This window comes from Paucibacter sp. Y2R2-4, assembly GCF_025717535.1.
In the GTDB taxonomy this organism is placed as follows: Bacteria; Pseudomonadota; Gammaproteobacteria; order Burkholderiales; family Burkholderiaceae_C; genus Paucibacter_A.
Window position 1 is genome coordinate 718,227 of record NZ_JAJIRO010000003.1, and the last position, 23,597, is coordinate 741,823.

Annotated in this window: 17 protein-coding genes; 5 read left to right on the top strand and 12 right to left on the bottom strand. The window is 63.0% G+C overall.

The window, feature by feature from the left end; translation table 11 throughout:
* Positions 1-2: 2 nt before the first annotated feature.
* Both LNV06_RS14540 and LNV06_RS14545 read right to left on the bottom strand, forming a co-directional pair.
* Positions 3-437, bottom strand: a complete 435-nt coding sequence (locus LNV06_RS14540) for a response regulator (protein WP_263539005.1) — start codon at positions 435-437, stop codon at positions 3-5.
* 113 nt (positions 438-550) lie between these two features.
* Positions 551-1,606 carry an alkene reductase gene (locus LNV06_RS14545; protein ID WP_263539006.1) on the bottom strand — a complete coding sequence of 352 codons (1,056 nt, stop codon included), beginning with the start codon at positions 1,604-1,606 and terminating at the stop codon, positions 551-553.
* A gap of 266 nt (positions 1,607-1,872) precedes the next feature.
* On the opposite strand from LNV06_RS14545, the gene LNV06_RS14550 reads away from it, so the two are divergent.
* Positions 1,873-4,461, top strand: a complete 2,589-nt coding sequence (locus tag LNV06_RS14550) for a sensor domain-containing protein (protein WP_263539007.1) — start codon at positions 1,873-1,875, stop codon at positions 4,459-4,461.
* A 1-nt stretch (position 4,462) separates the two neighbouring features.
* Here LNV06_RS14550 and LNV06_RS14555 read toward each other — a convergent pair whose 3' ends face one another.
* Entirely contained in the window at positions 4,463-7,582 is a 3,120-nt protein-coding gene (locus LNV06_RS14555; protein WP_263539008.1) for an efflux RND transporter permease subunit, read from the bottom strand.
* Positions 7,583-7,584: 2 nt separating this feature from the next.
* Entirely contained in the window at positions 7,585-8,904 is a 1,320-nt protein-coding gene (locus LNV06_RS14560) for an efflux RND transporter periplasmic adaptor subunit (RefSeq protein ID WP_263539009.1), read from the bottom strand.
* A gap of 150 nt (positions 8,905-9,054) precedes the next feature.
* Here LNV06_RS14560 and LNV06_RS14565 point away from each other — a divergent pair, with 150 nt between their 5' ends.
* Positions 9,055-9,597, top strand: a complete 543-nt coding sequence (locus LNV06_RS14565; protein WP_263539010.1) for an MOSC domain-containing protein — start codon at positions 9,055-9,057, stop codon at positions 9,595-9,597.
* A gap of 20 nt (positions 9,598-9,617) precedes the next feature.
* On the opposite strand, the gene LNV06_RS14570 is transcribed toward LNV06_RS14565, so the two are convergent.
* The 8 genes from LNV06_RS14570 to LNV06_RS14605 form a co-directional block, all read right to left on the bottom strand.
* On the bottom strand, positions 9,618-10,430 hold the full coding sequence (locus LNV06_RS14570; protein ID WP_263539011.1) for a CheR family methyltransferase: 813 nt from the start codon (positions 10,428-10,430) through the stop codon (positions 9,618-9,620).
* A gap of 38 nt (positions 10,431-10,468) precedes the next feature.
* Positions 10,469-11,059 carry a chemotaxis protein CheW gene (locus tag LNV06_RS14575; protein ID WP_263539012.1) on the bottom strand — a complete coding sequence of 197 codons (591 nt, stop codon included), beginning with the start codon at positions 11,057-11,059 and terminating at the stop codon, positions 10,469-10,471.
* A 60-nt stretch (positions 11,060-11,119) separates the two neighbouring features.
* Positions 11,120-13,366 (bottom strand): methyl-accepting chemotaxis protein, encoded by a 2,247-nt coding sequence (locus tag LNV06_RS14580; RefSeq protein ID WP_263539013.1) that lies wholly within the window; start codon positions 13,364-13,366, stop codon positions 11,120-11,122.
* 99 nt (positions 13,367-13,465) lie between these two features.
* Positions 13,466-15,400 carry a methyl-accepting chemotaxis protein gene (locus tag LNV06_RS14585; protein WP_505190988.1) on the bottom strand — a complete coding sequence of 645 codons (1,935 nt, stop codon included), beginning with the start codon at positions 15,398-15,400 and terminating at the stop codon, positions 13,466-13,468.
* A 170-nt stretch (positions 15,401-15,570) separates the two neighbouring features.
* The gene (locus tag LNV06_RS14590) at positions 15,571-17,679 is read right to left on the bottom strand and encodes a chemotaxis protein CheA (protein ID WP_263539015.1); all 2,109 of its coding nucleotides are present in this window, start codon (positions 17,677-17,679) and stop codon (positions 15,571-15,573) included.
* Positions 17,676-18,008 carry an STAS domain-containing protein gene (locus LNV06_RS14595; RefSeq protein ID WP_263539016.1) on the bottom strand — a complete coding sequence of 111 codons (333 nt, stop codon included), beginning with the start codon at positions 18,006-18,008 and terminating at the stop codon, positions 17,676-17,678. Before LNV06_RS14595 ends, LNV06_RS14590 begins: the two co-directional genes overlap by 4 nt.
* Positions 18,009-18,310: 302 nt before the next feature.
* Complete coding sequence (locus LNV06_RS14600) at positions 18,311-19,243, bottom strand: pseudouridine-5'-phosphate glycosidase (protein ID WP_263539017.1); 933 nt, start codon at positions 19,241-19,243, stop codon at positions 18,311-18,313.
* A complete protein-coding gene (locus LNV06_RS14605) occupies positions 19,240-20,331 on the bottom strand; it encodes a carbohydrate kinase (RefSeq protein WP_263539018.1) in 1,092 nt (363 codons plus the stop codon). The genes LNV06_RS14600 and LNV06_RS14605 overlap by 4 nt, the downstream gene beginning before the upstream one ends.
* Positions 20,332-20,547: 216 nt before the next feature.
* Here LNV06_RS14605 and LNV06_RS14610 point away from each other — a divergent pair, with 216 nt between their 5' ends.
* The 3 genes from LNV06_RS14610 (at position 20,548) to LNV06_RS14620 (ending at position 23,573) form a co-directional block, all read left to right on the top strand.
* The gene (locus LNV06_RS14610; RefSeq protein WP_263539019.1) at positions 20,548-21,360 is read left to right on the top strand and encodes a hypothetical protein; all 813 of its coding nucleotides are present in this window, start codon (positions 20,548-20,550) and stop codon (positions 21,358-21,360) included.
* Positions 21,361-21,729: 369 nt separating this feature from the next.
* Positions 21,730-22,833: a sensor histidine kinase gene (locus LNV06_RS14615; protein WP_263539020.1), complete on the top strand. Its 1,104-nt coding sequence runs from the start codon at positions 21,730-21,732 to the stop codon at positions 22,831-22,833.
* A gap of 29 nt (positions 22,834-22,862) precedes the next feature.
* The gene (locus tag LNV06_RS14620; protein WP_263539021.1) at positions 22,863-23,573 is read left to right on the top strand and encodes a hypothetical protein; all 711 of its coding nucleotides are present in this window, start codon (positions 22,863-22,865) and stop codon (positions 23,571-23,573) included.
* The last annotated feature ends 24 nt before the right edge of the window (positions 23,574-23,597 follow it).

The following is a 23,597-nucleotide window of genomic DNA, read 5'->3' on the forward strand; positions in this document are numbered from 1 at the left end:
CTTCAGGCCACCATCACTTGGCGGTTCTTCAGCACGAGGTGAATCTTGTCGCCGATGGTGTCCTTGTTGAAAGGCTTCACCACATAGCCGCTGGCGCCCAGCTGGGCGGCGCGCACGATGTCTTCTTTGCGGCCTTCGGCCGTGACCAGCAGCACCGGCACCTGACGCAGCACGCTGCCCTCGGGCTTTTGGCGCAGCGCTTCCAGCAGCTGAAAGCCGTTCATCACCGGCATATTGATGTCGCTGAGCACAAAGTGCACCGGCTCTCCGGACTCGGCCGCCACTTCCAGGGTGCGCAGCGCCACCTGGCCGTCCTCGGCCTCCAAGATTTTGCGAAAGCCCAGCTCGCGCAGCAGGCCCGAGATGATGCGGCGCATGGTCGAAAAATCGTCCACCACCAGGAAACAGAAATCTTCGCGTTTGATCGTCGTGACCATGCCGAGCCATCCTCCGTCGTGTGTTGCCATCCTACCTAGGCCTGCGGCTGCACACGCCAAAACACAAAGGGCAGCCCTTAGGCTGCCCGCAAATGTGTGGAACTTTACTCAGCTCAGAGCGTTGGGTAGTCGGTATAGCCCTTGGCGCCCGGCGTGTAGAAGGTGCTGGAATCCGGTGCATTGAGCGCGGCGCCGGCCTTGAGGCGGGCCGGCAGGTCCGGGTTGGCGAGGAAGCCGGTGCCGAAAGCCACCGCGTCGAGCAGGCCGGCCTCAATGGCTTGCTGTGCCTCTTCGCCGCTATAGCCCATATTGCCGATCAACACGCCCTTGTACTTGGCGCGCGCGACCGGCATGACGTCGGCCTTTTGCACCTGGAAGAAGTCGGCACGCATCACATGCAGATAGGCCAGCTTGAAATCGTTCAGGCGCTCGGCCAAGAAGCCGATCAGGCCGACCGGGTCGCTGTCCACCATGCTGTTGTAGCTGTTCAGTGGCGACAAGCGCAGGCCGACGCGCTCCGAGCCGATGGCCGCAGTGACGGCCGTGAGCACCTCAAACAGGAAGCGCGCGCGGTTTTCCAGAGAGCCGCCATAGGCATCGCTGCGCTTGTTGACGCCGTCGCGCAGGAACTGGTCGATCAAATAGCCGTTGGCGCCATGCACCTCCACGCCGTCGAAGCCGGCGGCAATCGCGTTGCGTGCGGCTTGCGCAAAGGCTTCGACGATGGCGGGCAACTCATCGGCGCGCAACTCGCGCGGCTGCGCATTCGGCAACTTGCCTTGCGGCGTGTGCACCTCGCCCTCAATGGCGACATTGCATGAAGACACGTTCTCGGCGCCGGCATTGGCCGCCGGGTGGGCGGCGCGGCCGGAGTGCCAGATCTGCATGAAGATGCGGCCGCCCTTGGCGTGCACCGCGTCCGTGACCTGCTTCCAGGCTTGCACCTGCTCGGTCGAATAAATGCCGGGCTCGGCCACAAAGGCCGAGGTGCCCGGCGCCACCATGGTGCACTCGGTGATCAAGAGCCCGCCGCTGGCGCGCTGAGCGTAGTACTCGGCCATCAAGGCATTGGGCATGTGGCCGGCATCGGCGCGGGTGCGCGTCAGCGGCGCCAAGAGCACGCGATTGGGAAGGGTCAGGGCGCCGACTTGCAGAGGGGTGAAAAGCATGGATTTCGCCTTTGGGCTACGAAGAATGGCGACACAGTAGCAGTTCGCGAAAGGCCTGGGGTACGCAGACTTGCGAAAAATGAGCTAAGGCCACCGATCCACGGATCAGGCAGAAAAGGTAGTTTTACCGAACGCCGCTTTCAGGCCGAAGGCTTTGATTGGCGACTTCTTGTCAAGCCGCTTCAAAGCATGGTGTACTGCACGCGCAAGTGGGAGTCCCTTGTTGCCAGGACTAGAGCTTCGAAAGTGCGCAGCGGAAGAGCTTCATGAAAGCGATGCATATGCCGCCAGAACCTGAAATGCTGCCTTGCACCGGGTCGAGCCTGGATTTGAGCTTTGTCGATGCGCTTCAAGACATCGTGGCTCAGTTTGATGGGGAGTTGCGGCATCTCTATGTCAACAAGGCGATTGAACGCCTAACCGGGCGCTCGCCTGAGAGCTTCATTGGCCACTCCAATCGTGAACTCGGCATGCCGCCAGAGCTGGTTGAGCTCTGGGATGCGGCCTTGATCCAGGTGTTCAGGTCCGGCGAGCCGGGCGTGATTCAGTTCTCCTTCGGCGGGCCACAAGGCCCGCATCTGATGCAGACCCGCCTGACGCCAGAGTTTGATGCCAGCGGACGGGTCTGCTCGGTGGTCACGGTGGCGCGCGACCTGACGCATCTGGCGCGGCAGTTGCAGCAAGATCGTTGCTTGCCTTCGCCGGCTGCGATCATTTGCGCCGACCATCCGGCTTCTGCTGTGATGCCGGGCTCGGCAAGGCAGTCGGGCCGAACTGCACTGCCGCTTGAGCCGACATTTGATGCGAATCTGGAGGCCGAGCACTTCAAAGCCATCGTGCAAAGCTCAGACGACGCCATCATCAGCAAGACGCTCGATGGCCGGGTCACCAGCTGGAACGCGGGGGCGCAAGCCATCTTCGGCTACAGCGCTGAAGAAATGATAGGCCGGCCTTTATTGGTCTTGTTTCCTTTTGACCGCAAGGAAGAAGAACGCTTCATTCTGGAGCTGCTCGTGGCCGGCGAGAAAGTGGACCACTTCGAGACCGTGCGCTTGCGCAAGGACGGCAGCATGGTGCATGTCTCGGTCTCGATCTCACCGATTCGCGATGCGCAGAACCGGGTGGTGGGCGCCTCCAAGATCGCCCGCGACATCACCAAGAGCAAGTTGGCCGAGGCGCGTTTGCGTCAGTCCGCCGATGTCTTCACCTATGCCAGCGAAGGCATTGCGATCTCCGATGGCTCAGGCAGTCTCTTGGACGTCAATGAGGCCTTCTCTCGCATCACGGGATATGAGCGTCAGCAAGTGTTGGGCCAGTCTTGGCGCGTGCTCTTCGGTGGTAGCGAAGCCATGCAAAGCATTGAAGCGTTGTGGCGAGAGCTCTTGCAAACCGGCCATGGCCAGGGCGAAGTCTGGAGCCGGCGCCGAGATGGCAGTGATTTCGTCGCTTTGCTGACGGTCAGCGCCATCACCGAGCAGTCAGGTCGGGTACAAAGTTATGTGATTCTCTTCTCGGACATCACGCCCTTGCGTATGCAGACCAAGAAGTTGGAGCATGTGGCCCACTACGACGCGATGACCGATTTGCCGAACCGCCTCTTGCTCTCAGATCGGCTGCGTCAGGCCATGGCCAACAGCTTGCGCCAGGAGCAGAGCCTGGCGGTTCTGTACCTTGACTTGGACGGCTTCAAAACCATCAATGACAGCCATGGACATGCGGTGGGTGATCAATTGCTGATTGCGGTCTCGCGGCGCATGAGTTCGGTGCTGCGTGAGGTCGACACCTTGGCCCGCATCGGTGGCGATGAGTTCGTGTTGGTGTTGGTGGACGTGCATCGTCAGCTGGAGTTCAAGTCGCTGCTGGCGCGCATCCTGAAAGCCTGCTCCGATCCGATTCAAGTCGGCGATCTTGCTCTGCAGGTTTCGGCCAGCATTGGCGTGACTTTGTTCCCGCAAGACAATGTCGATGCGGATCAGTTGATGCGTCATGCCGATCGCGCCATGTACGAGGCCAAGCAGGCCGGAAAGAACCGCTATCAACTGTTTGACGCGGCGCAGGACGCCGAATTCAAACATCGCGGCGAGGCCTTGCAACGCATTCAGCAGGGGCTGCATGAGGCCGAGTTCAGGCTGCATTTTCAGCCCAAGGTCAATTTGCGCACCGGTCGGGTGCTTGGCGCCGAGGCCTTGATTCGCTGGCAGCATCCCGAACGTGGCTTGTTGGCGCCGGCCGAGTTTTTACCCCTGATCGAGCGTCATCCACTGGACCTGAGCCTCGGCGCCTGGGTGCTGGAGTCGGCCTTGCTACAAATCGAGACTTGGCAAGAGCAGGGCTTGAACTTGATCGTCAGCGTCAATCTCAGTGCCTGGCAGTTTCTTCAAGAGGATTTTGTGATCGAGCTAGAGCGTGCCTTGCGACAGCACCCTCGGCTGAGGCGTGATTGCCTGGAATTGGAAATTCTCGAAACCAGTTCGCTCGAGAATTTGCAAACCGTGGCGCGCAAGATCAAAGCTTGTCGGCAACTTGGCGTGTCTTTCTCGATCGATGATTTCGGCACGGGCTATTCCTCACTGACCTACTTGAAGAACCTGCCGGCCGAGACCTTGAAGATCGACCAGAGCTTTGTCCGCGATATGTTGCTCGACCATGAGGCACGCGCCATTGTGCAAGGCATCATTGGCTTGGCGGCTGCTTTTAATCGGCAGGTCATCGCCGAAGGCGTAGAGACACCGGAGCATGGTGCCGAACTGCTGGCCCTGGGCTGCGAGCAGGTGCAAGGTTATGGCATCGCCAGGCCCATGCCCGCTGAAGAAATGCCGCAGTGGGTGAGGGCTTGGGAGGCGAGTAGGTCCTAGTTCAGGCCGGTTTTTGCGATGGGGCTGTCATGGGCGCCTCAGGCACTTCGCGAACATCGGGGCCACTGCCGCTGAAGCGGTCCAGCGCCAGATAGATCACCGGCGTGATGTAGAGCGTCACCGCCTGCGAGAGGATCAGTCCACCCACCACGGCCAGGCCCAAGGGTTGGCGCAGCTCGGCGCCAGCGCCAAGGCCCAAGGCAATCGGCAAGGCGCCCATCAGGGCCGCCAGTGTCGTCATCATGATGGGCCGGAAGCGCAAGATGCAGGCTTGGCGGATGGCCTCAGGGGGGCTCATGCCGCCATTGCGCTGCGCGTCGAGCGCGAAGTCGATCATCATGATGGCGTTCTTCTTGACGATGCCGATCAGCATCAAGATGCCGATGGTGGCGATCAGCGTCAGATCCATGCCGAAGAGTTGCAGCGTCAGCAGCGCCCCCACCGCCGCCGAAGGCAGGCCGGCCAAGATGGTGATGGGGTGGATATAGCTCTCGTACAGCACACCCAAGAGCACATAAATCACCGCCACGGCCAGGCCAATCAGCAGCAGCTGCCCGCCTTGTGAGTCTTGGAAGACCGCTGCATCACCGCCATAGCTGGTGATGATGCTGGAGGGCAATTGGATGTCCTTGACATAACGGTCCAGCTTGGCGGTGGCATCACCCAGCGGCACATCGGGTGCCAGATTGAAGGAGATGGTGATGGCCTGCAACTGCCCTTGGTGGTTGACGGCGGTAGGGCCCAGGCCGCGCTGCACGGTGGCGAATGCGGTCAGCGGCACCAAGGCACCGTTTTTGCCGCGCAGATGGATCTTGGCGAGCGCATCTTCGTTCTCGCGTTCCGAGTCACCCGCTTCCATGATGACTTGGTAGGTGTTGCTTTCCGCATAAATGCTGGACACCTGGCGTTCGCCGAAGGCGTTGTAGAGGGCACTGCGCAGATCCTGCATCTGCACGCCCAGGGTGCTGGCGCGCTCGCGGTCGATGATCAAATTGGCTTGCAGGCCGCGCAGCTGCGAGTCGCTGGTGACGTCGCGGAACAGCGGGTCGGCGCGCAGTTTCTCTTGCAGCTTGCCGACCCAGAGGTTCAGCTCGCCGGCCGCCACCGATTGCAGCGTGTATTGATAGCGGCTCTTGCTTTGGCGCCCGCCCAGCTGCAGGTTCTGCACCGGGCGCAGGTAGACCTGAATGCCAGGCACGGCGCGCAGCTTTTTGCGCAGGCCTTCCAGCACCTCTTTCATCGGCGGGCGTTCGCCACGCGGCTTGAGGTTGATGAAGAGTCGCCCGGTGTTGCCGGCGTTGCCGCCGCCACCACCGCCGCCTACGGCGGCCGAGACGCTGGCCACGGCCGGGTCGTTCTTGACCAATTCGGCGACGCGCTCTTGCAAGACCGTCATGGCATTGAAGGAAATGTCTTCCGCCGCCTCGGTGCTGGCCTGGATCTGGCCGATGTCTTCTTCCGGGAAAAAGCCCTTGGGGATGACGATGTAGAGCCAGGCGGTCGCCGCAAAGCTGGCCACGGCCACGGCCATCACCCAGCGGCGATGGCGCAGCGCCAGATCCAGGCTGCGGGTGTAGGCGCCCAGCACGGCATTGAAGGACTTCTCGAACACGCGGCCCAGGGCGCTCTCTTCATGCGCGTCATGCGCCTTCAGAAAGCGGCTGCACAGCATGGGCACCAGACTCAGCGACACCAGGGCCGACACCAAGATCGACAAACCCACAATCACCGCAAACTCGTGGAAGAGCAGGCCGATCACGCCCGGCATGAAGAAAATGGGGATCAGCACCGCCACCAAAGAGATCGAGATCGACACGATGGTGAAAGCCATTTCCCGAGCGCCGCGCACGGCGGCAGCGAAGGGGTCCATGCCGTCTTCGATGTGGCGATGGATGTTCTCCAGCATCACGATGGCGTCGTCCACCACCAGGCCCACGGCCAGGGTGATGCCCAAGAGCGAGATGTTGTCGAGGCTGTAGCCCAGGGCGAAGAGCAGCGTCAGTGCGCCGATCAGCGAGATCGGCAAAGACAGGGTGGGGATCATCGTGGCCGCCGCGCGGCGCAGGAACAAGAAGATCACCAGCACCACCAGGGCCACCGTCAGCGCCAGGGTGAAGTACACATCGTGCAGCGATTCGCGCACCGACAAAGAGCGGTCGTTCAAGGTACTCATCTGCACCGAGGCGGGCAGCTGGCCTTCAAAGCGCGGCAGCATGGCCTTGACGGCATCCACCACCTTGACGGTGTTGGCATCCGGCTGGCGCTGCACCGCCAGCACGATGGAGCGCTCGCCATTGAAGTTGGAGAAGGACTTGGTGGTCTCGAAGCTGTCTTGCACCTCGGCCACATCGCGCAGCAGGATGGGTGTGCCGTTGCGCGCCGCCACCACGATGGCGCCGAACTCTTTGGCATTGCGCAGCTGCTTATTGGCCTGGATGGTCAGGGTCTGGCGCTTGCCGTCGAGCACGCCGACCGGCGTGTTGGCATTGGCGCCGCGAATCGCTGCCTGCAGCTCTTCCAGCGTGATATTGCGTTGGCTGAGCAGGTCGTTGTTGACCTTGATGCGCACTGCATAGCGCTTTTGCCCAAAGATGGACACCTGGGCCACACCCTCGATGGTGGAGAGGCTGGGGGTCAGCAGGTTCTCGGCAAAGTCATTCAACTCCGAGAGATTGATGGAGGGCGAGGTCAGCGCCACCAGCAGCACCGGCGCATCGGCGGGGTTGACCTTGCGGTAGCTCGGTGGCGAGGTCATCTCGGTCGGCAGCGCGCGCAGCGCACGGAACAGCGCCGCCTGCACATCGACCGCGGCCGCGTCGATATTGCGGGAAGACTCGAACTCCAGCGTCAGCGAGGTGCTGCCCAGAATGCTGGTGGAGGAGATGGTGGCGAGGCCGGCGATGGTGGAGAACTGCTTTTCCAGCGGCAGCGCCACCGAGGAAGCCATGGTCTCGGGCGAGGCGCCAGGCAGCGAGGCCTGCACATTGATCACCGGGGTGTTGTAGGACGGCAAGGCCGCCACCGGGATCTTGCCCCAGGCTGCCAGGCCGGCAATCACCAAAGCGATATTGAGCAGCACGGTCATCACTGGCCGCCGGATGAACAACTCCGTCAATGACATGCTCAAACTCCGGAGGCAGCAGAAGATGCAGCCGCCGCGGAGGCTGCGGCCTCAGGCTTCTTGGCTGCCGGGTTCAGGGCGGCGGCCTGCTCCTTCACCGGGGTGCCTGGGCGCAGGTTCTGTTTGCCGTCCAGCACCACTTTGTCTCCGGGCGCAATGCCGTCCACCACCGCCATATCGCCAAAGGCATAGCGAATCTGCACCGGCTTTTGCTGGGCCGTCTTGTTGGCATCCACGATATAGACCGAGCGCTCGCTGCCGCGCTGGATGATGGCCGCCTGCGGGATCACGGTCGCGTCCTTCAGCGTGCGCAGTTGCAGGCGGACCCGCACATACTGGCCGGGCCAGAGCTTTTGCTGGGCGTTGTCGAACTCAGCGCGCACCTTGATCGTGCCGGTGCTGCTGTCGACCAGGTTGTCCACAAAGCTGACGCGGCCGGTGGGCGGCTTCTCGCCACTTGGCGCGCCCTTGGCCGAGCGTTCGCCCGGCATCAGCACCTGGGCGCTCAGACCTTCGGCCTTATCAGCGGCAGCGGCAGTGGCCGTGCCGGCTTTCTTGTCTTGGCGCGTGGCCTGCAAGAGTGCGGCCAACTGGGTTTCTGGCAGTGAAAAGCCCACGGCGATGGGGTCCAGCTGCGCAATGCTGAGCAAGGGCAGGGCGGTGGCATTGGCCTGCACCAAGCTGCCGGCCACCACATTGACCATGCCAGCGCGGCCGCTCAGCGGAGCGCGAATCTCGTTATAGCTGAGCGCCACCTGGGCCGACTGCAAGGCGGCTTCGTCCGACTGAATCAGCGCGCGCTGCGCCTCCAGATTGCTCAGCGCCGAGTCCACCGCGCTTTGTGCCACAAAGTTCTGCGCCTTTAGGTCGACCGCGCGCTGGTGCTGGCGCTGCAAGTCGGCCAGCGTGGCGCGGTCGCGGGCGAGTTGCGCACGCGCTTTGTCCACATTGGCGCGGTCGGCCCGGTCGTCGAAGCGGAACAGCAAGTCGCCCTTGCGCACCGACTGGCCGTCTTTGACCAGCACGTCCTTGACGGTGTTGGTGGTCTGCGCCCGCAAATCCACTTGTTTCAAAGCGGCCACCGTGCCCGTGGCTTCCAGCATCACCGGCACATCCTGCTTCAAGGCGGCCAGCACCGCCACCGTCTGCGGGCCGCCCTTGCTGGACGCTGCGCCGGAGGCCGGGCCGGATGCTGCCGTTGCCCCGGCGCTGGCTGAGCCCCCGGGCTCTGACGGTTGTGCCTGCTTTTTATTCCAGACCCAGGCACCTGCGGCACCAATGACAAGGACGGCAATCAAGGCCAGGGCGGGCTTGCGGGACATGGGTTCGCTTTCTTTTTGGAGGGGCTGCGCGGCAGGGCGAGAGCTTACTGGAAGCCGCAGTGCTTCACCGGCCGCAAGGCCCTCCATTCTTGATGCGAAACTCTTCTTTGCTTTCTCGGTTTTTGCATAGATCTGGAACTGAACGCCTTCATGAACCCTCAAGTCCTTGCCGTTTTCAAAGACCCCAGTCACCGCTTCAGCAAATCAGCCGCGCCCGCAATCCAGCTCCTGACCGGCCTGGGTGTTGAGGGCGACGCGCATTGCGGCGTCACCGTCAAGCATCGTTCGCGCGTGGCGCAAGACCCCACCCAGCCCAATCTGCGCCAAGTTCATTTGATTCAAAGCGAGCTTTTGGATGAACTGGCCACGCAGGGCTTGAGGCTGGCGGCGGGGCAGCTGGGCGAAAACCTGTCCACCCGAGGCATTGATCTGCTGGCGCTGCCAGTGGGCACGCGGCTGCGCTTCAGTGCGGGCGCCGAAATTGAGCTGACCGGCTTGCGCAACCCCTGCGCTCAAATCGAGAACTTCATGCCCGGCCTTTTGGCCGCGGTGCTGGGGCGTGACGCGCAGGGCGGGCTCATCCGCAAGGCCGGCGTCATGGCCGTCGTCCGCCTGGGCGGAGTCGTTGCGCCGGGCGACGGCATCGAGGTCTTCTTGCCCGAAGGCCTGCATCGCCGTCTCGAGCGGGTGTGATGCTTTTTTGACGGTCGACTTTAGGACGCCAGCTTGCGAAAGGCACCGTGCGACAGCGCCTGCAGCGGCGTTTCGCAGACCGGCCGGCCCTCGGCCGTGCCGATGAAGAACAAGCCGCCGGGGCGCAGCTGGCTGAGCACCCGGTCAACCACCTGACTCTTGGTTTCAGCGTCAAAGTAGATCAAGACATTGCGCAGAAAGATCACATCGAAGGGGCCGAGTTCTTCGATGGGCTTGCTCAGATTGAGCCAACCAAAGCGCACCCGTTCCTGCAGCTTGGGGTGGATTTGTGCCAAACCTTCTGAGGGGCCTACGCCGCGCAAGCAGTAGCGCCGGCGGCGGTCGGGGCTGACTTGGCGAAGGCGCTCTTCCGGGTAGACGGCACGCATCGCGCTGCGCAGCACCCGGTCGCTGATGTCGGTGGCCAGGATCTGCCAGTCCTCGCCAATTTGGCCCTGGGCTTTCAAATCGGCCAGCAGCATGGCGGTGCTATAGGCCTCGTCACCAAAGGACGAGGCAGCACTCCAGACCGACACTGAGCGCGGCCGCTCCCGGCCCAACTCTTTGGCCAGCAGTTCGTAGTGTGCCGGCTCCCGAAAGAAATAGGTTTCATTGGTGGTCAGCAGGTCCACCGTCATTTGAAACTCGCCACCGTCGTCCGGTCCGGTGATCAGCTCGTAGTAGGACTCAAAGCTGCGCAGGCCCAGTTGCTGCAAGCGCGGCGCCAAGCGGGCGTTGATCAAAGGCTTTTTGCTGTCGGGAAAGGCCAGGCCGACGGTCTCGTGCATCAAGGCCTTGAAGCGTTGGAAAGTGCTGTCCTTGAGGGGGGCCATGGTGCGCTCGTTTCAAGAAGTGCGAAAGAGAGGGGCGTTCAGGCCGCCATGGGCATGGCGGCGCGCGCGCGATTGCTCTGCGCCAAGTGCGCGGCCGAGTTCGCCGAGGCCTGAGCCGCGGACGCGTCATGGCCGCTCAGCTGGCTGTGCTCGCAAAGCTGGGCCATGTCTTCCACATCAAAAGCGCGGTCGGGCTCCAGGACGATCACAAAACCCTGGGCCGTACGGCCCATGCCGCGGATGAAATCGCGGCGCACCGCGGTGCCGAAGTCGGGTGCTGCCTCGATGTCGTGGCTGGCGATATCAATCACCTCGCTGACCGCATCGACCAGCAGGCCCAACTCCTGCCGCTCGCCTGAACGCTGCGCATCGAAGATGATGATGCAGCTCTTTTTGCTGAGGCCGGCGGCGGGGCGCCCGAAGCGGGCTTGCAGGTCGATCACCGGCACTACCGCCCCGCGCAGATTGATCACGCCGCGCATAAAGCTGGGCATCAGCGGCACCGTGGTCATGGGGCCGACTTGAATGATCTCGCGCACCGTGCGGATGTCCATGGCGAACACTTCCTCGCCCAGGCCAAAGGTCAGGTACTGGGTGTTGGCACTAACGGCCTTGTCTTGGGCATTCATGATGCGGAGGCTCCTGTGACAAAAGAGAAAAGGGGGCGTGAGCTGGCATTGCTGCGGCGCTCAGTAGGGGCGGAAATTGCCGTGAGTGCCGGTGGCCGCCGCGCGGTTCATGCCGGCCGATCGCGCACCCGCACTGCTGAAGCTGCTGCTGCCTCGCATCGGCGAGTTGGGCGCACGGCGTTCGACCTGTCGTGCCATGGGATGCTCAAGCCCGGCGCTTGCGCTGCTGTGGCGTACGGCGTTCGCGCTTTCCATGTCCACCTTGAAGAAGGCCACCGACTGCTGCAATTGGCCGGCCTGGTTGGACAGCTCTTCCGAGGTGGCGGCCAGCTCTTCGGAGGCGGCGGCGTTTTGCTGCGTGGCCTTGCTCAGCTGCGTCATGGCGCCGCCGATCTGGTTGACCGACTGGCTTTGCTCCATGGACGCAGAGGCGATCTCTTGCACCAAGTCGCTGGTTTTTTGGATGCTGGGCACGATCTCGCCCAGCAGCTTGCCGGCGCGCTCGGCGGTGCTGACGCTATTGCCGGCCAGGTCGCCAATTTCCTTGGCCGCCTCCTGGCTGCGTTCGGCCAGTTTGCGCACCTCGGCGGCCACCACCGCGAAGCCTTTGCCATGCTCGCCAGCGCGTGCCGCTTCGATGGCCGCGTTCAAGGCCAGTAGATTGGTCTGGTAAGCGATGTCGTCAATGATGCCGATCTTGGCGGCGATCTGCTTCATGGCGGCCACCGTCAGGGTGACGGCACTGCCACCTTCGCCAGCTTCCTGGCTGGCCTTGATGGCCATGCCGTCGGTGACCTTGGCGTTGTCGCTGTTTTGTGCAATCGAGGCCGACATCTGCTCGATCGAGGCGGTGGTCTCCTCCACCGAGGCGGCTTGCTCGCTGGCCGCTTGTGACAGGCTTTGTGCGGTCTCGCTGACCTGGCTGGAGGCGCCGCTCAGCGCATCGGCTGCGGCCCGCACTTCGGCAATGATGAGGGCCAGCTTTTCGCAGCTGCTGTTGGCATCGAGCTTGACCTGCTCGAAAGTGCCCTCGGCCTCGCGCTCAATGCGCTGGGTCAGGTCGCCATTGGAGATGCTGGAAAAGACCCGGCCCACGTCTTCGATGATGGCGGCGAGCTTCTCGCTGGTGGCATTGGCATCGGTCTTGACCTGCTCGAAGGTGCCTTCGTAGTCACGGGTGACGCGCTGGCTCAGATCGCCGGCGGCCAGAGCGCCAAAGACACGGCCCACGTCATCAATGATCATGGCGGTGGTTTCCATCAGGCTGTTCACGCCGGCGCACAACTGCTCGATCGGGCCGCTCTTGCCGACCAGCGGAATGCGCTGGCTCAGATCACCCTGGCGCGCCGCGGCGGTGATGAGCTGAGCTTGGTCAACCGCCTCGCGCAGCATGCGGCTGGCCATCACCTCGGCGGTGATGTCGGTGGCGTATTTGACGACCTTGAAGGGCTTGCCGTTCATGTCGAAGATGGGGTTGTAGCTGGCCTGGATCCAGACCTCGCGGCCGCCCTTGCCGATGCGCTTGTACTGGCCGGCATCGAACTCGCCGCGGCCCAGCTTGTCCCAGAAGTGGCGGTACTCCAGCGTCTGCGCAAATCCGGGCTCGGCGAACAGGCTGTGGTGGCGGCCTTTGATTTCGTCCAGGCTGTAGCCCAGCGCGTGAAGAAAGTTCTCGTTGGCGTGAAGAATGCTGCCGTCGAGCTTGAACTCAATCACCGCTTGTGACTTGCTCACCGCATTGAGCTGGCCTTCAGAGTCAGCAGCGCGCAGCTTGGCAGCCGTGATGTCGGTGGCCAGCTTGACCACCTTGGCGACGCGGCCCTGATTGTCAAACACGGGGTTGTAACTGGCTTCAATCCAGACTTCGCGGCCGCCCTTGGCGATGCGTTTGTACTGACCGGCATCGAACTCGCCGCGAGCCAGCTTGTCCCAAAACTGGCGGTACTCCAAGCTTTGGACGAAAGCGGCTTCGACGAAGAGGCTGTGGTGTTTGCCGCGGATTTCATCCAGGCTGTAACCCAGGGCATTCAAGAAGTTGTCGTTGGCATGCAGCACCGTGCCATCGGGCTTGAACTCGATCACCGCCTGCGACTTGTTGAAGGCATCGAGTTGGGCTTGGCTCGCCTGCAGCTGCGCTTGCAGAGTTTCAGCTTGCTCTTGCAGGGCGGCCAAGCGCTGTTCGGTCTGCGCTGTTTCTTGGTGAGCAGCACTGGCGGCTTGCTCGGCCAACAGGGTTTGCGCATGAGCTTGGCTCAAGGCTTGGCCTGCCACCCATTGTTGGAGCCAGGAGTAGGAAGGCTGGTTCATAAGACGGGTCCTTTGCTTGCTAAACGAAATCAAACTGGGTGGAGAGTCGCCGAGCCTGGCCTGTGGGTTCTAGGCCGGCTGGCGCTTTAAGTCGGGTTCTTAATAGGGGCGGAAGTTGCCGTGCGTGCCGGTGGCCGCCGCGCGGTTCAGCCCCAAGGACTTGGCGCTGTTGCCGGCTGTGCTCTGGCCGCTTTTGTTGGCGCGCATCGGTGAGTTGGGGGCGCGCCTTTCCTGCATGCGGGCGGCCTGGGTTTCGGTGGCCGCACCGAAGCCGCTTTGGCGCAGCGCCGAGCTGTCTTCGGCGTCCAACTTGAAGAAGGCCACCGCCTGCTGCAATTGGCCGGCCTGGTTGGACAACTCTTCCGAGGTGGCCGCCAGCTCTTCGGAGGCGGCGGCGTTTTGCTGGGTGGCCTTGCTCAAATGGGTCATGGCGCCGCCGATCTGGTTGACCGACTGGGTCTGCTCGACCGATGCGGCCGAGATTTCCTGCACCAGATCGCTGGTCTTTTGGATGCTGGGCACGATCTCGCCCAGCAGCTTGCCGGCGCGCTCGGCGGTGCTGACGCTATTGCCGGCCAGGTCGCCAATTTCCTTGGCCGCCTCCTGGCTGCGTTCGGCCAGCTTGCGCACCTCGGCGGCCACCACCGCGAAGCCCTTGCCATGCTCGCCGGCGCGTGCGGCTTCGATGGCCGCGTTCAGGGCCAGCAGATTGGTTTGGTAGGCGATGTCGTCAATGATGCCGATCTTGGCGGCGATCTGCTTCATGGCGGCCACCGTCAGGGTGACGGCACTGCCACCTTCGCCAGCCTCCTGGCTGGCCTTGATGGCCATGCCGTCGGTGACCTTGGCGTTGTCGCTGTTTTGTGCAATCGAGGCCGACATCTGCTCGATCGAGGCGGTGGTCTCCTCCACCGAGGCGGCTTGTTCGCTGGCCGCTTGTGACAGGCTTTGCGCGGTCTCGCTGACCTGGCTGGAGGCGCCGCCCAAAGCATCGGCCGCGGCTCTAACCTCGGTGATGATGAGGCTTAGCTTCTCGCAGCTGCTGTTGGCATCGAGCTTGACATGGTCAAAAGTGCCCTCGTAGTTGCGGCTGACGCGTTGGCTCAGATCGCCCGAAGCCAAAGCGCCGAAGACCCGACCCACATCGTCAATGATCATGGCGGTGGTTTCCATCAGGCCGTTCACCCCTTGGCAGAGCTGCTCGATTTGTCCGGTCTTGCCGGCCAGCGGAATGCGCGGGCTCAGGTCACCCTGGCGGGCTGCGGCCGTCACCTCTTGTGCTTGCTCGACGGCCTCGCACAGCATGCGGTTGGCCATCACCTCGGCGGTGATGTCGGTGGCGTATTTGACGACCTTGAAGGGCTTGCCATTCATGTCGAAGATGGGGTTGTAGCTGGCCTGTATCCAGACCTCTCGCCCGGCCTTGCCGATGCGCTTGTACTGGCCGGCATCAAACTCGCCGCGGCCGAGCTTTTCCCAAAAATGCCGGTACTCCGTTGTTTGCGCATAGCCGGGCTCGGCGAACAGGCTGTGATGGCGGCCCTTGATCTCGTCCAGGCTGTAGCCCAGCGTCTGCAAAAAGTTCTCGTTGGCGTGAAGAATCGTGCCGTCGAGCTTGAACTCAATCACCGCTTGCGATTTGCTCACCGCATTGAGCTGACCTTCAAAATCAGCGGCGCGCAGTTTGGCGGCGGTGATGTCAGTGGCCAGTTTGACCACCTTGGCGGGTCGCCCTTGGGAGTCAAAGACTGGGTTGTAGCTCGCCTCGATCCAGACCTCGCGGCCGCCTTTGCCGATCCGTTTGTACTGGCCGGCATCGAATTCGCCGCGTGCCAGCTTGTCCCAGAACTGCCGGTACTCCAGGCTTTGAACGTAGGAGGGCTCGACGAACATGCTGTGGTGCTTGCCGCGGATCTCGTCCATGCTGTAGCCCAGGGCGTTCAAGAAGTTGTCGTTGGCATGCAGCACCGTGCCATCGGGTTTGAACTCGATCACGGCTTGCGATTTGTTGATGGCGTCGAGCTGGGCGCGCATCGCGTCGGCTTGTTCGCGCAGGGACTGCAAGCTCTGCTGAGCCGCACCGGCGGCCTGCTCGGCGCGCTCCGTTTCTGCATGGGCATGGCTCAAGGCCTCGCCCGCAATCAGTTGCTGCATCCAAGAGTAGGTGGGCGTGTTCATGAGGCGAGTCCTTCTTTGGCGTGGTCTTACAGCGATGCTTGAGACATCAGCGAAGGGGAAAGGGCAGAGCGCGTCGGCGCTGCCGCGGCCAGTTGGCAAAGCGAATGAACATCGAAGATCAGCGCGACTTCGCCGTTACCGAGAATCGAGGAGCCCGACATGCCGCGCAGGCTGCGGAACATACGCCCCAGAGGTTTGATCACCGTTTGGTGCTGACCCAGCAGCGCGTCCACCTGCACGCCGTAGCGCCGGCCGGCCGACTGCAGCACCACCACACTGGCACGCTCTGGCGCCGGTGAGTCCAGCGCGTACAGCTTGCGCAGGCCCACCACAGGCAAGACCTGACCCCGCAGCTCCACCACGCCACGGCCGCGTTCGTCCAGGCTGCTGAGGGAGGGGCGGTCTTCGATCACCTCGACCACCGCATCCAGTGGGAATACGAATTTGGAGTGACCCACGCTGACCAAGAAGCCGTCGATGATGGCCAGCGTCAGTGGCAGGCGAATCTCGATGCGGCTGCCCTGGCCTTCGCTGCTGGTGATCTGCACCGAGCCACGCAGCGCTTGGATATTGCTGCGCACCACATCCATGCCGACACCGCGTCCCGACAGATTGGTGATCTTCTCGGCAGTTGAGAAACCGGGGGCGAAGATCAGCTGCAAGATGTCTTCGTCATTGGGCACCATGCCGGGCTCGACCAAGCCGCGGTCCCAGGCGCGTTGCAGCACTTTCTGGCGATGGATGCCGCGGCCATCGTCGTCGATGCGAATCAGGATGCTGCCGGCCTCGTGGCAGGCCGACAAGGTCAGGCGCCCCTGTTCGGGCTTGCCGGCGGCACGGCGCTCGGCGGGTGTTTCCAGTCCGTGGTCCAGGCCATTGCGCACCAAGTGCATCAAGGGGTCGGCGATGCGCTCCACCACTGACTTGTCCAGTTCGGTTTCGCCGCCGACGATGTCGAGCTGCACTTCTTTGCCCAGCTCGGCCGCGGTGTCGCGCACCACGCGGCGAAAGCGCGAAAAGGTTTCGCCAATCGGCACCATGCGCAGTTGTAGCGTGCCGTTGCGGATTTCTTCCACCAACTGGCTGATCTGGCCATTCGCTTCGACCAGGGCACCTTGGCGGGTTTGCCGCGCCAGCAGGGTGGCACCGGCGCTGGCGATCACCAGTTCGCCCAGCAGATTGATCACCGCGTCCAGCCGATCGGCTTGCACCCGGATGAAGCGTTGCTCTTCGGCCGGCGCACCGGCAGCGGCGTTGCGCTGGGCAGCGGCAGGCTCAGCGGACCGAGCCGAAAGGGGTTCGGCCTGGGATGGGCCCGACGGCCTCACTTTGATGGCATCGGCGCCGGTCTCAGCGATCTCTGCTCCGGTTTGGGCCGGGGCCGTCAAGGCTTGCAGGCTGATGTCGCAGTCTTCTTGCACAAAGCTGAAGGCGGACTCGATGGCTGCGCGATCGGCGCTGGTTTCGAAGTCGAACTCAAAGCCTAGGTGGCAGCTTTCGGGGTCCAGCGCGTCCAGGCCGGGCAGTCGCGAGATATCGCAGTGCAGCTGCTGAATCTCGCCCATGCCGCGCAAGTAATTCAGCAGCGCCATCGGGTCCAGGCCGCTGCGGAAGGCATCTTGCCGGAAGTTCAGGCTCAGATGCCAGCGGCCTCCAGCTTGGGCCTCTGGCTGAGAGTTCGGGGCACTCGCATGGTCGTGAGCCGATGTGGCCACGGTGGTTTGGCCACCCAGCAACTGCAGCTTTTCGATCAGGGCGCCGCGCCTTTGGGCGTCATCGCTGCTGTCGACCTGCTGGTTCTGTGCCTTGGCCAAGAGGTCCAGGATCTCGTCCTTGCAGCGCAGCAGCAGGGTGGACATGGCCGGGCTCAGGCTCAAGCGGCCTTCGCGCAGCAGGTCCAGCTCGGTCTCCACATGGTGGGTGAAGGCGACCACGGCGTCCAGGCCAAACAGGCCGGCCGAGCCCTTGATGGTGTGGGCGCAGCGGAACAGGGCGTCCAGCAGTTGGCGGTTGCCGCTGTCGTCTTCCAGTTCCAGCAGCAACTGCTCCAGCGCTTCCAACTGCTCATGCGCCTCGCTGAAAAAGGCCGGCAAGGCCGTGGCGATGAAGCTGGCGTCGAGTTCATTGGGGCTCATGCTGTGCACTCCTGGGCCAGCAAGCAGGCCCGCAAGTCCGTCATGCCCATGGCTTCTGCTGCGGCGCAGAGGCGGGCGCTGGGGTTCAGAAAGCTCAGGGGCAAAGCCAGCTTTGCGCAATGCAGGGCCATGGCTTGCAGCAACTGCAGGCCGGCGGTATCAATTTGCGTGACTGGGGCGGCATCCAGGCTCAATGCGGTGATGGCCTCGCGTTCTGTCGCATCCGTTGGCGAAGCGGGCTGTGAACTCAGCGCTTGCAGCATGGTCGGCAGCAGTTCACCCACGGTGTAAATCGTCAGTTCCGGCGGCAGAGTCAGGTGGCTGTTCATGCGGCACACTCCGGTTCGTTAAGCGATAAAAATGATAATTTGCAGAAATCTCTTGGCGCTTGACTGCATTGAATATCATTTTTGCCGATTTGTGGGCGTGAGTCAGCCTGAAACAGTGCAGTTCTGCACGTTTCGAAGGGCGATGTGACTTGGGGAGGGCGAGCTGTTCCGGCTTGGCCGAGGACGGCCAGGGTGCCCAGAGCGCGCAGCGGTCTGGGCAGGCTTCAGCGCTGAGGGACCTTCACAGGGCCATCAAGGCACGGCGATTTGTGGCGTGTTGCGGAGTGCTTAGTCGCGAGGACTCAGCCCGCTTGCAGCGCGCAGGCCAGCCGCGCACCGGCGACGGCATTGTTTTTCACCAAAGCGATATTGGTGGCCAGACTGCGGCCTTCGGTCAGAGCCTTGATGCGGGCCAGCAAAAAGGGCGTGACGGCCTTGCCCTGGATGCCTTGGGTCTCGGCCTCACTCAGCGCCTGGGCGGTGATGGCATCGATTTCTTCGCGCGGCATGGCCTCGGCGGCGGGTACCGGGTTGCTGATGACCACACCGCCGGCCAGGCCCAGCGCCCATTTGCAGCGCAAGAAGTCGGCCTGCTCGGCGGGCGTGTCGAGGCGGAAGTCGGCCTTGAAGCCGCTGTCCGGCGTGTAGAAGGCGGCGAAATTGTCTTGGCCGATGCTGAGCACAGGCACACCGTGCGTCTCTAGGTATTCCAGCGTCAGGCCGATGTCGAGGATGGACTTGGCGCCAGCGCAGACCACCGCCACCGAGGTCTGGGCCAACTCTTGCAAATCGGCCGAGATGTCGAATGAAATCTCGGCGCCCCGGTGCACCCCGCCGATGCCGCCGGTCACAAACACCGCGATGCCGGCCAACTCGGCGCAGATCATGGTGGCCGCCACGGTGGTGGCGCCAATCTTGCCGCTAGCCAGCACATAGGGCAGGTCGCGGCGGCTGACCTTCATCGCCTCGGGCGACTGGCCCAGCAACTCCAGTTCGGCGTCAGACAAGCCGATGCGGATCTTGCCGTCCAGCACCGCAATCGTGGCCGGCACGGCGCCTTGGGCGCGGATCAGCGCCTCCACCTCGCGAGCGGTTTGCACATTCTGCGGGTAAGGCATGCCGTGCGAAATGATGGTGCTCTCCAGCGCCACGATGGGGCGGCCGGCGGCGCGGGCGGCAGCCACCTCGGGTGAAAAGGCGAGGAACTTTTGTGCGGCAGTCATTGATGTGTTCATGGCAAGAGCAATTCAGGGCTGAGTTCGGGCGAAACGCTGTGTTCGCTTCGCAGGGTGAGTCGGGCCAGGCGCAGGCCCAGCTTGCAGGCGGCGGCCAGATCCTCGGGCTCTTGCAGCAAGGCCGCGCAAACGCCGGCAGCAAAGGCATCGCCCGCACCGCTGACCTCCACCACCGACGTAGCCGGCGGCTTTATGGACTTCAGCGCTTGGCCCGCTGAACCAAAGAAGAGTCGACCTGCGCCTTGGGTCACGATCAAGCGTTGCAGGCCGCGCGCGGCCAAGGCTTCATGGGCGCGCTGCAGCTGAGAGGGGTCGTCAAGGCCCAACTCCAGGCCGGTCGCGGCCGCTAACTCGTCACGGTTCAAAATCAAGAGGCTCAAGCCCTGCAGCGACTGCGGCAGCCGCGCCATCTTGGGCGCCGACACCGCCACCGCGACCAAGGGAGCGGACTTCTCCTCGGCAGCTTCAGCCAGCAAGAACGCTAGGCTCTCGGCCGGCAAATTCAGGTCCACCAGGGTCAGCCCGGCCTGGGCTCTTTGCGCCGTGCATTGACGCAAATAGTCGGGCGTGAGCCGCTCGCACAAGTCCATCTGCGCCAGGCCCAGCACCAACTCACCCTCGGGGCTCAGCACCGCGGTGTAGCTGCCGGTGGGCGCGTCGGCGGCGATCAGGCTGGCGCTGCTGTCGACCCCGACGCTGGCCGCATGGCCCAGCAAATAGCGCCCAGCCGCGTCATCGCCCAGCGCCGTCAAGAGCTGCACCTGCAAGCCCAGACGGGCCAGGTTCTCCGCCACATTGCGCGCCACCCCGCCGGGGCTTTCGCTCAAGCGCGCCGGGTTGGAATTGCCCATCTGCAAGGCTTCAAGGCCGCGCAGCTTGCGGTCCACATTGCTGCCGCCTATGCACACCAGCTTGCGCGCGCCCGGCAGCACATAGGCCCGCCCGAGAATGCGCCGCTCCTTGGTGAGCGCCGCCACATAGCCCGCCACCGCCGAGCGCGACAAGCCCAGCCGCTCGGCCAAGTCTTGCTGGCTGATGAAGGGGTTGTGGGCGATCAGAGCGAGCAGCTGATCTTTTTTGGAGTCCATGTGAACATCATAAAACACTTGTCTTTCTAATTAAACAAGTGTCTTATTTTTGTGGTGGGCAATATAGCTGTGAACAGTGTGCGGCTGCGGCTTGCCGCGTTGATGGCTGTCGTACGTGACTGAAAGCCGGTGCTAACGTTCGACACGAACGGATGGGCTGGGTAGACTCGCCCGCTCTTCACGCGGCGGGCGTTCAATCAAGGGAGAAACCAAAAAATGAGCAGCAAGAAAAAAGTAGTGATGACATCCATAGCCCGGCGTCGGGTTTGGCTGAGCCTCGCCTGGGCGGCGGGTGTGGCTCTGGCGAGTGGGCCGGCGGTGGCGGCGCCCGACGATCAGGCGCGCAAATTTGTGGTGATCTCCTTGCTGGGCGACAAGCTGCAAGTGGTGTCCAGGCAGTCAAAAATCGGATCCCATTTGGATTCCAACTTGCGTGAGTCTTTTGAATTGAATGGGGGTGTTTTCGACCAAACCGCACTCGTCACTATCGATGCGCAGATCAAGCAGATCGAACCTAAAGCGACTGTCTTTGCGCTCAAGTTGGCCTCGGCTGATGTCTTGGGCGACCCGGCCAATTTGCTCGAGGGCGGACGTTTTGTCAGCCCTGCGGTGCTGGAGCCGGTACTCAAGCAATTGCAAGCCAGCCACTTGCTGCTGGTTCGGAGGCATCGCGGTGAGTTAATCATCAAGACGCTGCGCGAGAAGCAGGGTAGCGGCATGCTGGAAGGCCTGGGCTTTTTCATCGATCGAGAGACGCCCGTGACGGATGGGCAGAACAGCGAAACCTACCGTGGCTTCCTGGCTCCGTTCACCTATTTCAAGGTCAGCCTGATCAATTTGAGCAGCGGCAAACTGGAGCGCGAGAGCATCGTCACACAGAGCGAAGCTCGGATCAGCCACCGCAAGGAGGCCGCGGCCGACCCATGGGAGGTAATGAGCAATGTCGAGAAGTTGGAGTTTTTGCGGCAACAGCTGAATCTGGAAGTCACCGCTTTGTTGCCAGCTCTGCTGACCGAACCGCAGCGTTGATGCTGGAGTTTGGAGCCAGGACTTAATGCAGTCGCCCTCACTTTGTACTGCTTGACCTCGCTTCGACTTGAGGTGCCTGGCATTGCCGCCAACAGCGTTCACCGGGCTGATCAGGCGTTGAACATGAGGCGCCAAGGAGTTGGACTGCTTCCTCTTGGCGAATGGCATGGCAAAACATCCGCCATGCCAACATTTCGTCGCGCCCCAGCCGACTTCGTCACAAAGCCCACTCCCAAGCCTGCCGGCTCAGAAACAATGAGGTACCGTGCGCTTCAAGCCTTTGGAGTCTCACGGTGATTTGGGTCGCAGGGCTGTGGCAGCGCGACTTCTCTTCTTCCTCTTGGCTGCTGCTGGCAGCTCAACGCGCGGATGCGTCAAGCCTTTTTCTCTATCTTCAACCGGCGGGTGTTCGCCGCGGTGATGCTGATCAGCCTGCTGATGGCGCTGAGCCGCGCCTTGAGCTGGATGCCGCGCGGCGACTCAGCGATGCAGGCCTGGTTCAAGGCGGTGCTGGGCCTGTCGGGTCTGGCGCTCTTGCCGGGCGGTTTGATGCTGCTGGGCGCGGCCACGGCCGAAGCTTGCCTGGCTGGGTGGCGCCGGGCCCATCGCAGCAGTGCGCGGGCGGAGTGGGTGTTTCGCATTGCCTGGGTGGCCTTGGGCGTGGCCCTGGCGCTGCTCTTGCGCTTTGCCTGGATACAGTTCCGTCAGCCAGACTCGATCCTGTACTGGGGCTTCTTTGTGACGCGCTGGGCCATGTACAGCTTGCTGGGCAGCTTGGCTTATGCGGTGCTCGTATGGCTGGCGGCAGAGCGTGACTTGCGGGAGCGACTCAGCCAGGCCCAGGCGCAAAGCCAGGAGCTGCGCACCCGCCAGATGGAGGCGCAGTTGGCGGCGCTGAACGCGCAAATCGAGCCGCACTTTTTGTTCAACACTTTGGCGACCACGCGCCGCCTGTATGCCAGTACGCCCGACCGCGGCCGCGACATGCTGGGCCATCTGATCGCCTATTTGCGGGCGACCTTGCCGGCGCTGCGCGAGCCCTGGTCCAGCCTCGGGCAGGAGCTGGACCTGCTGCGCAACTATCTGGCGATTCTGCAAATGCGCATGGGCGAGCGCCTGCGTTTTGAGATCAAGGCCGACCCGAGCTTGCTGAGCTTGCGCTTGCCCCCTTTGATCTTGGCCACTTTGGTGGAGAACGCCATCAAGCATGGCTTGGGGCCTCTGAGCGAAGGCGGGCGCATCGAGATTGTGGCCAGGCGCGAAAGCACGGGCCCGCAAGCCGAGACCCTCCTGCTGGAGGTGCGCGACGATGGCGCCGGCTTTGTCGGCAGCAGCGGCAGCGGCGTCGGTTTGGCCAATACCCGCGCCCGCTTGCTGGCGTACTTTGGCCCGCAGGCTCGATTGGAGTTGGAGACGCTGCAGCCGCGTGGCGTGCTGGCGCGCATCGTGCTGCCGGGGGAGCTGGCGCAATGACGTTTGTTGAGAACAGGCCCCGCCGCCTCTTGTGGCTCTGCACTCATGTCTGGCGCAGCTGGAAGTCGCTGCGCGGCGGCGAGTTGCTGTGCGCCTTGGCGGTGGCGCTCTACCTGAGTGTCGAGAGCCTCGGGCCCTTGCTGGACTTTGAGCCCGAGCCCCAGTCTTGGACCTATCTGGCGTTGAGCATGGGTCAGCTCTGCATCCAGGCGCTGGTGATTCTGCTCTGCTGGTTGCCGGCGGACCGCAGCGCGTCAAACCACGCCCGACGTGGCCTGCGATTGTTGGCGGCGACCGGCCTCGGCGCGCTGGGCTCCGCACTGCTGCTGGGCTTGCTGATGCCGCCGCTCTTGTCTTGGTTGACGGACCCGCAGCTGCTGGCGGCGGCCTGCCGGGTCTGTGCCGTGCCCGACTTGATTCGCCCCAGCTGGTCGCATGGCCTGGGCGTGGCTTTGAATGCCTGGGTGGCGGGTGGCTTGGTCGTGGCGGCTTATGAGATGCACCAGCGCCGCCGCCGCAGCGCCCAGGCTCTGCAACACTTGCAAGAAGAACAAAGCCGCTATGCCCGCGATGCCGTGGCCGCCAGTCTGGCCGCGAAGAAAGCGCAGATGGAGCCGCAGGTTTTGTTCGAGGCTTTGCTGGCGATCGAGTCGGCTTATGCCCGCGGCGACCCGGATGCGGCCTCGCAGATGGATGGCTTGATCGCACAGCTGAGAGCGGCCATGGGCCGCCGGCCTTGATGAAAAGACGAGAGAAACAAAAGG

Coding starts and splice junctions, on each gene's coding strand:
- LNV06_RS14540 (WP_263539005.1), bottom strand. CDS start 437: ATGGTCACGACGATCAAACGCGAAGATTTCTGTTTCCTGGTGGTGGAC.
- LNV06_RS14545 (WP_263539006.1), bottom strand. CDS start 1,606: ATGCTTTTCACCCCTCTGCAAGTCGGCGCCCTGACCCTTCCCAATCGC.
- LNV06_RS14565 (WP_263539010.1), top strand. CDS start 9,055: ATGAACCCTCAAGTCCTTGCCGTTTTCAAAGACCCCAGTCACCGCTTC.
- LNV06_RS14590 (WP_263539015.1), bottom strand. CDS start 17,679: ATGAGCCCCAATGAACTCGACGCCAGCTTCATCGCCACGGCCTTGCCG.
- LNV06_RS14570 (WP_263539011.1), bottom strand. CDS start 10,430: ATGGCCCCCCTCAAGGACAGCACTTTCCAACGCTTCAAGGCCTTGATG.
- LNV06_RS14595 (WP_263539016.1), bottom strand. CDS start 18,008: ATGAACAGCCACCTGACTCTGCCGCCGGAACTGACGATTTACACCGTG.
- LNV06_RS14610 (WP_263539019.1), top strand. CDS start 20,548: ATGAGCAGCAAGAAAAAAGTAGTGATGACATCCATAGCCCGGCGTCGG.
- LNV06_RS14550 (WP_263539007.1), top strand. CDS start 1,873: ATGAAAGCGATGCATATGCCGCCAGAACCTGAAATGCTGCCTTGCACC.
- LNV06_RS14615 (WP_263539020.1), top strand. CDS start 21,730: ATGCGTCAAGCCTTTTTCTCTATCTTCAACCGGCGGGTGTTCGCCGCG.
- LNV06_RS14600 (WP_263539017.1), bottom strand. CDS start 19,243: ATGAACACATCAATGACTGCCGCACAAAAGTTCCTCGCCTTTTCACCC.
- LNV06_RS14580 (WP_263539013.1), bottom strand. CDS start 13,366: ATGAACCAGCCTTCCTACTCCTGGCTCCAACAATGGGTGGCAGGCCAA.
- LNV06_RS14605 (WP_263539018.1), bottom strand. CDS start 20,331: ATGGACTCCAAAAAAGATCAGCTGCTCGCTCTGATCGCCCACAACCCC.
- LNV06_RS14560 (WP_263539009.1), bottom strand. CDS start 8,904: ATGTCCCGCAAGCCCGCCCTGGCCTTGATTGCCGTCCTTGTCATTGGT.
- LNV06_RS14555 (WP_263539008.1), bottom strand. CDS start 7,582: ATGTCATTGACGGAGTTGTTCATCCGGCGGCCAGTGATGACCGTGCTG.
- LNV06_RS14585 (WP_505190988.1), bottom strand. CDS start 15,400: ATGCGCGCCCAGCTCGACGCCATCAACAAATCGCAAGCCGTGATCGAG.
- LNV06_RS14575 (WP_263539012.1), bottom strand. CDS start 11,059: ATGAATGCCCAAGACAAGGCCGTTAGTGCCAACACCCAGTACCTGACC.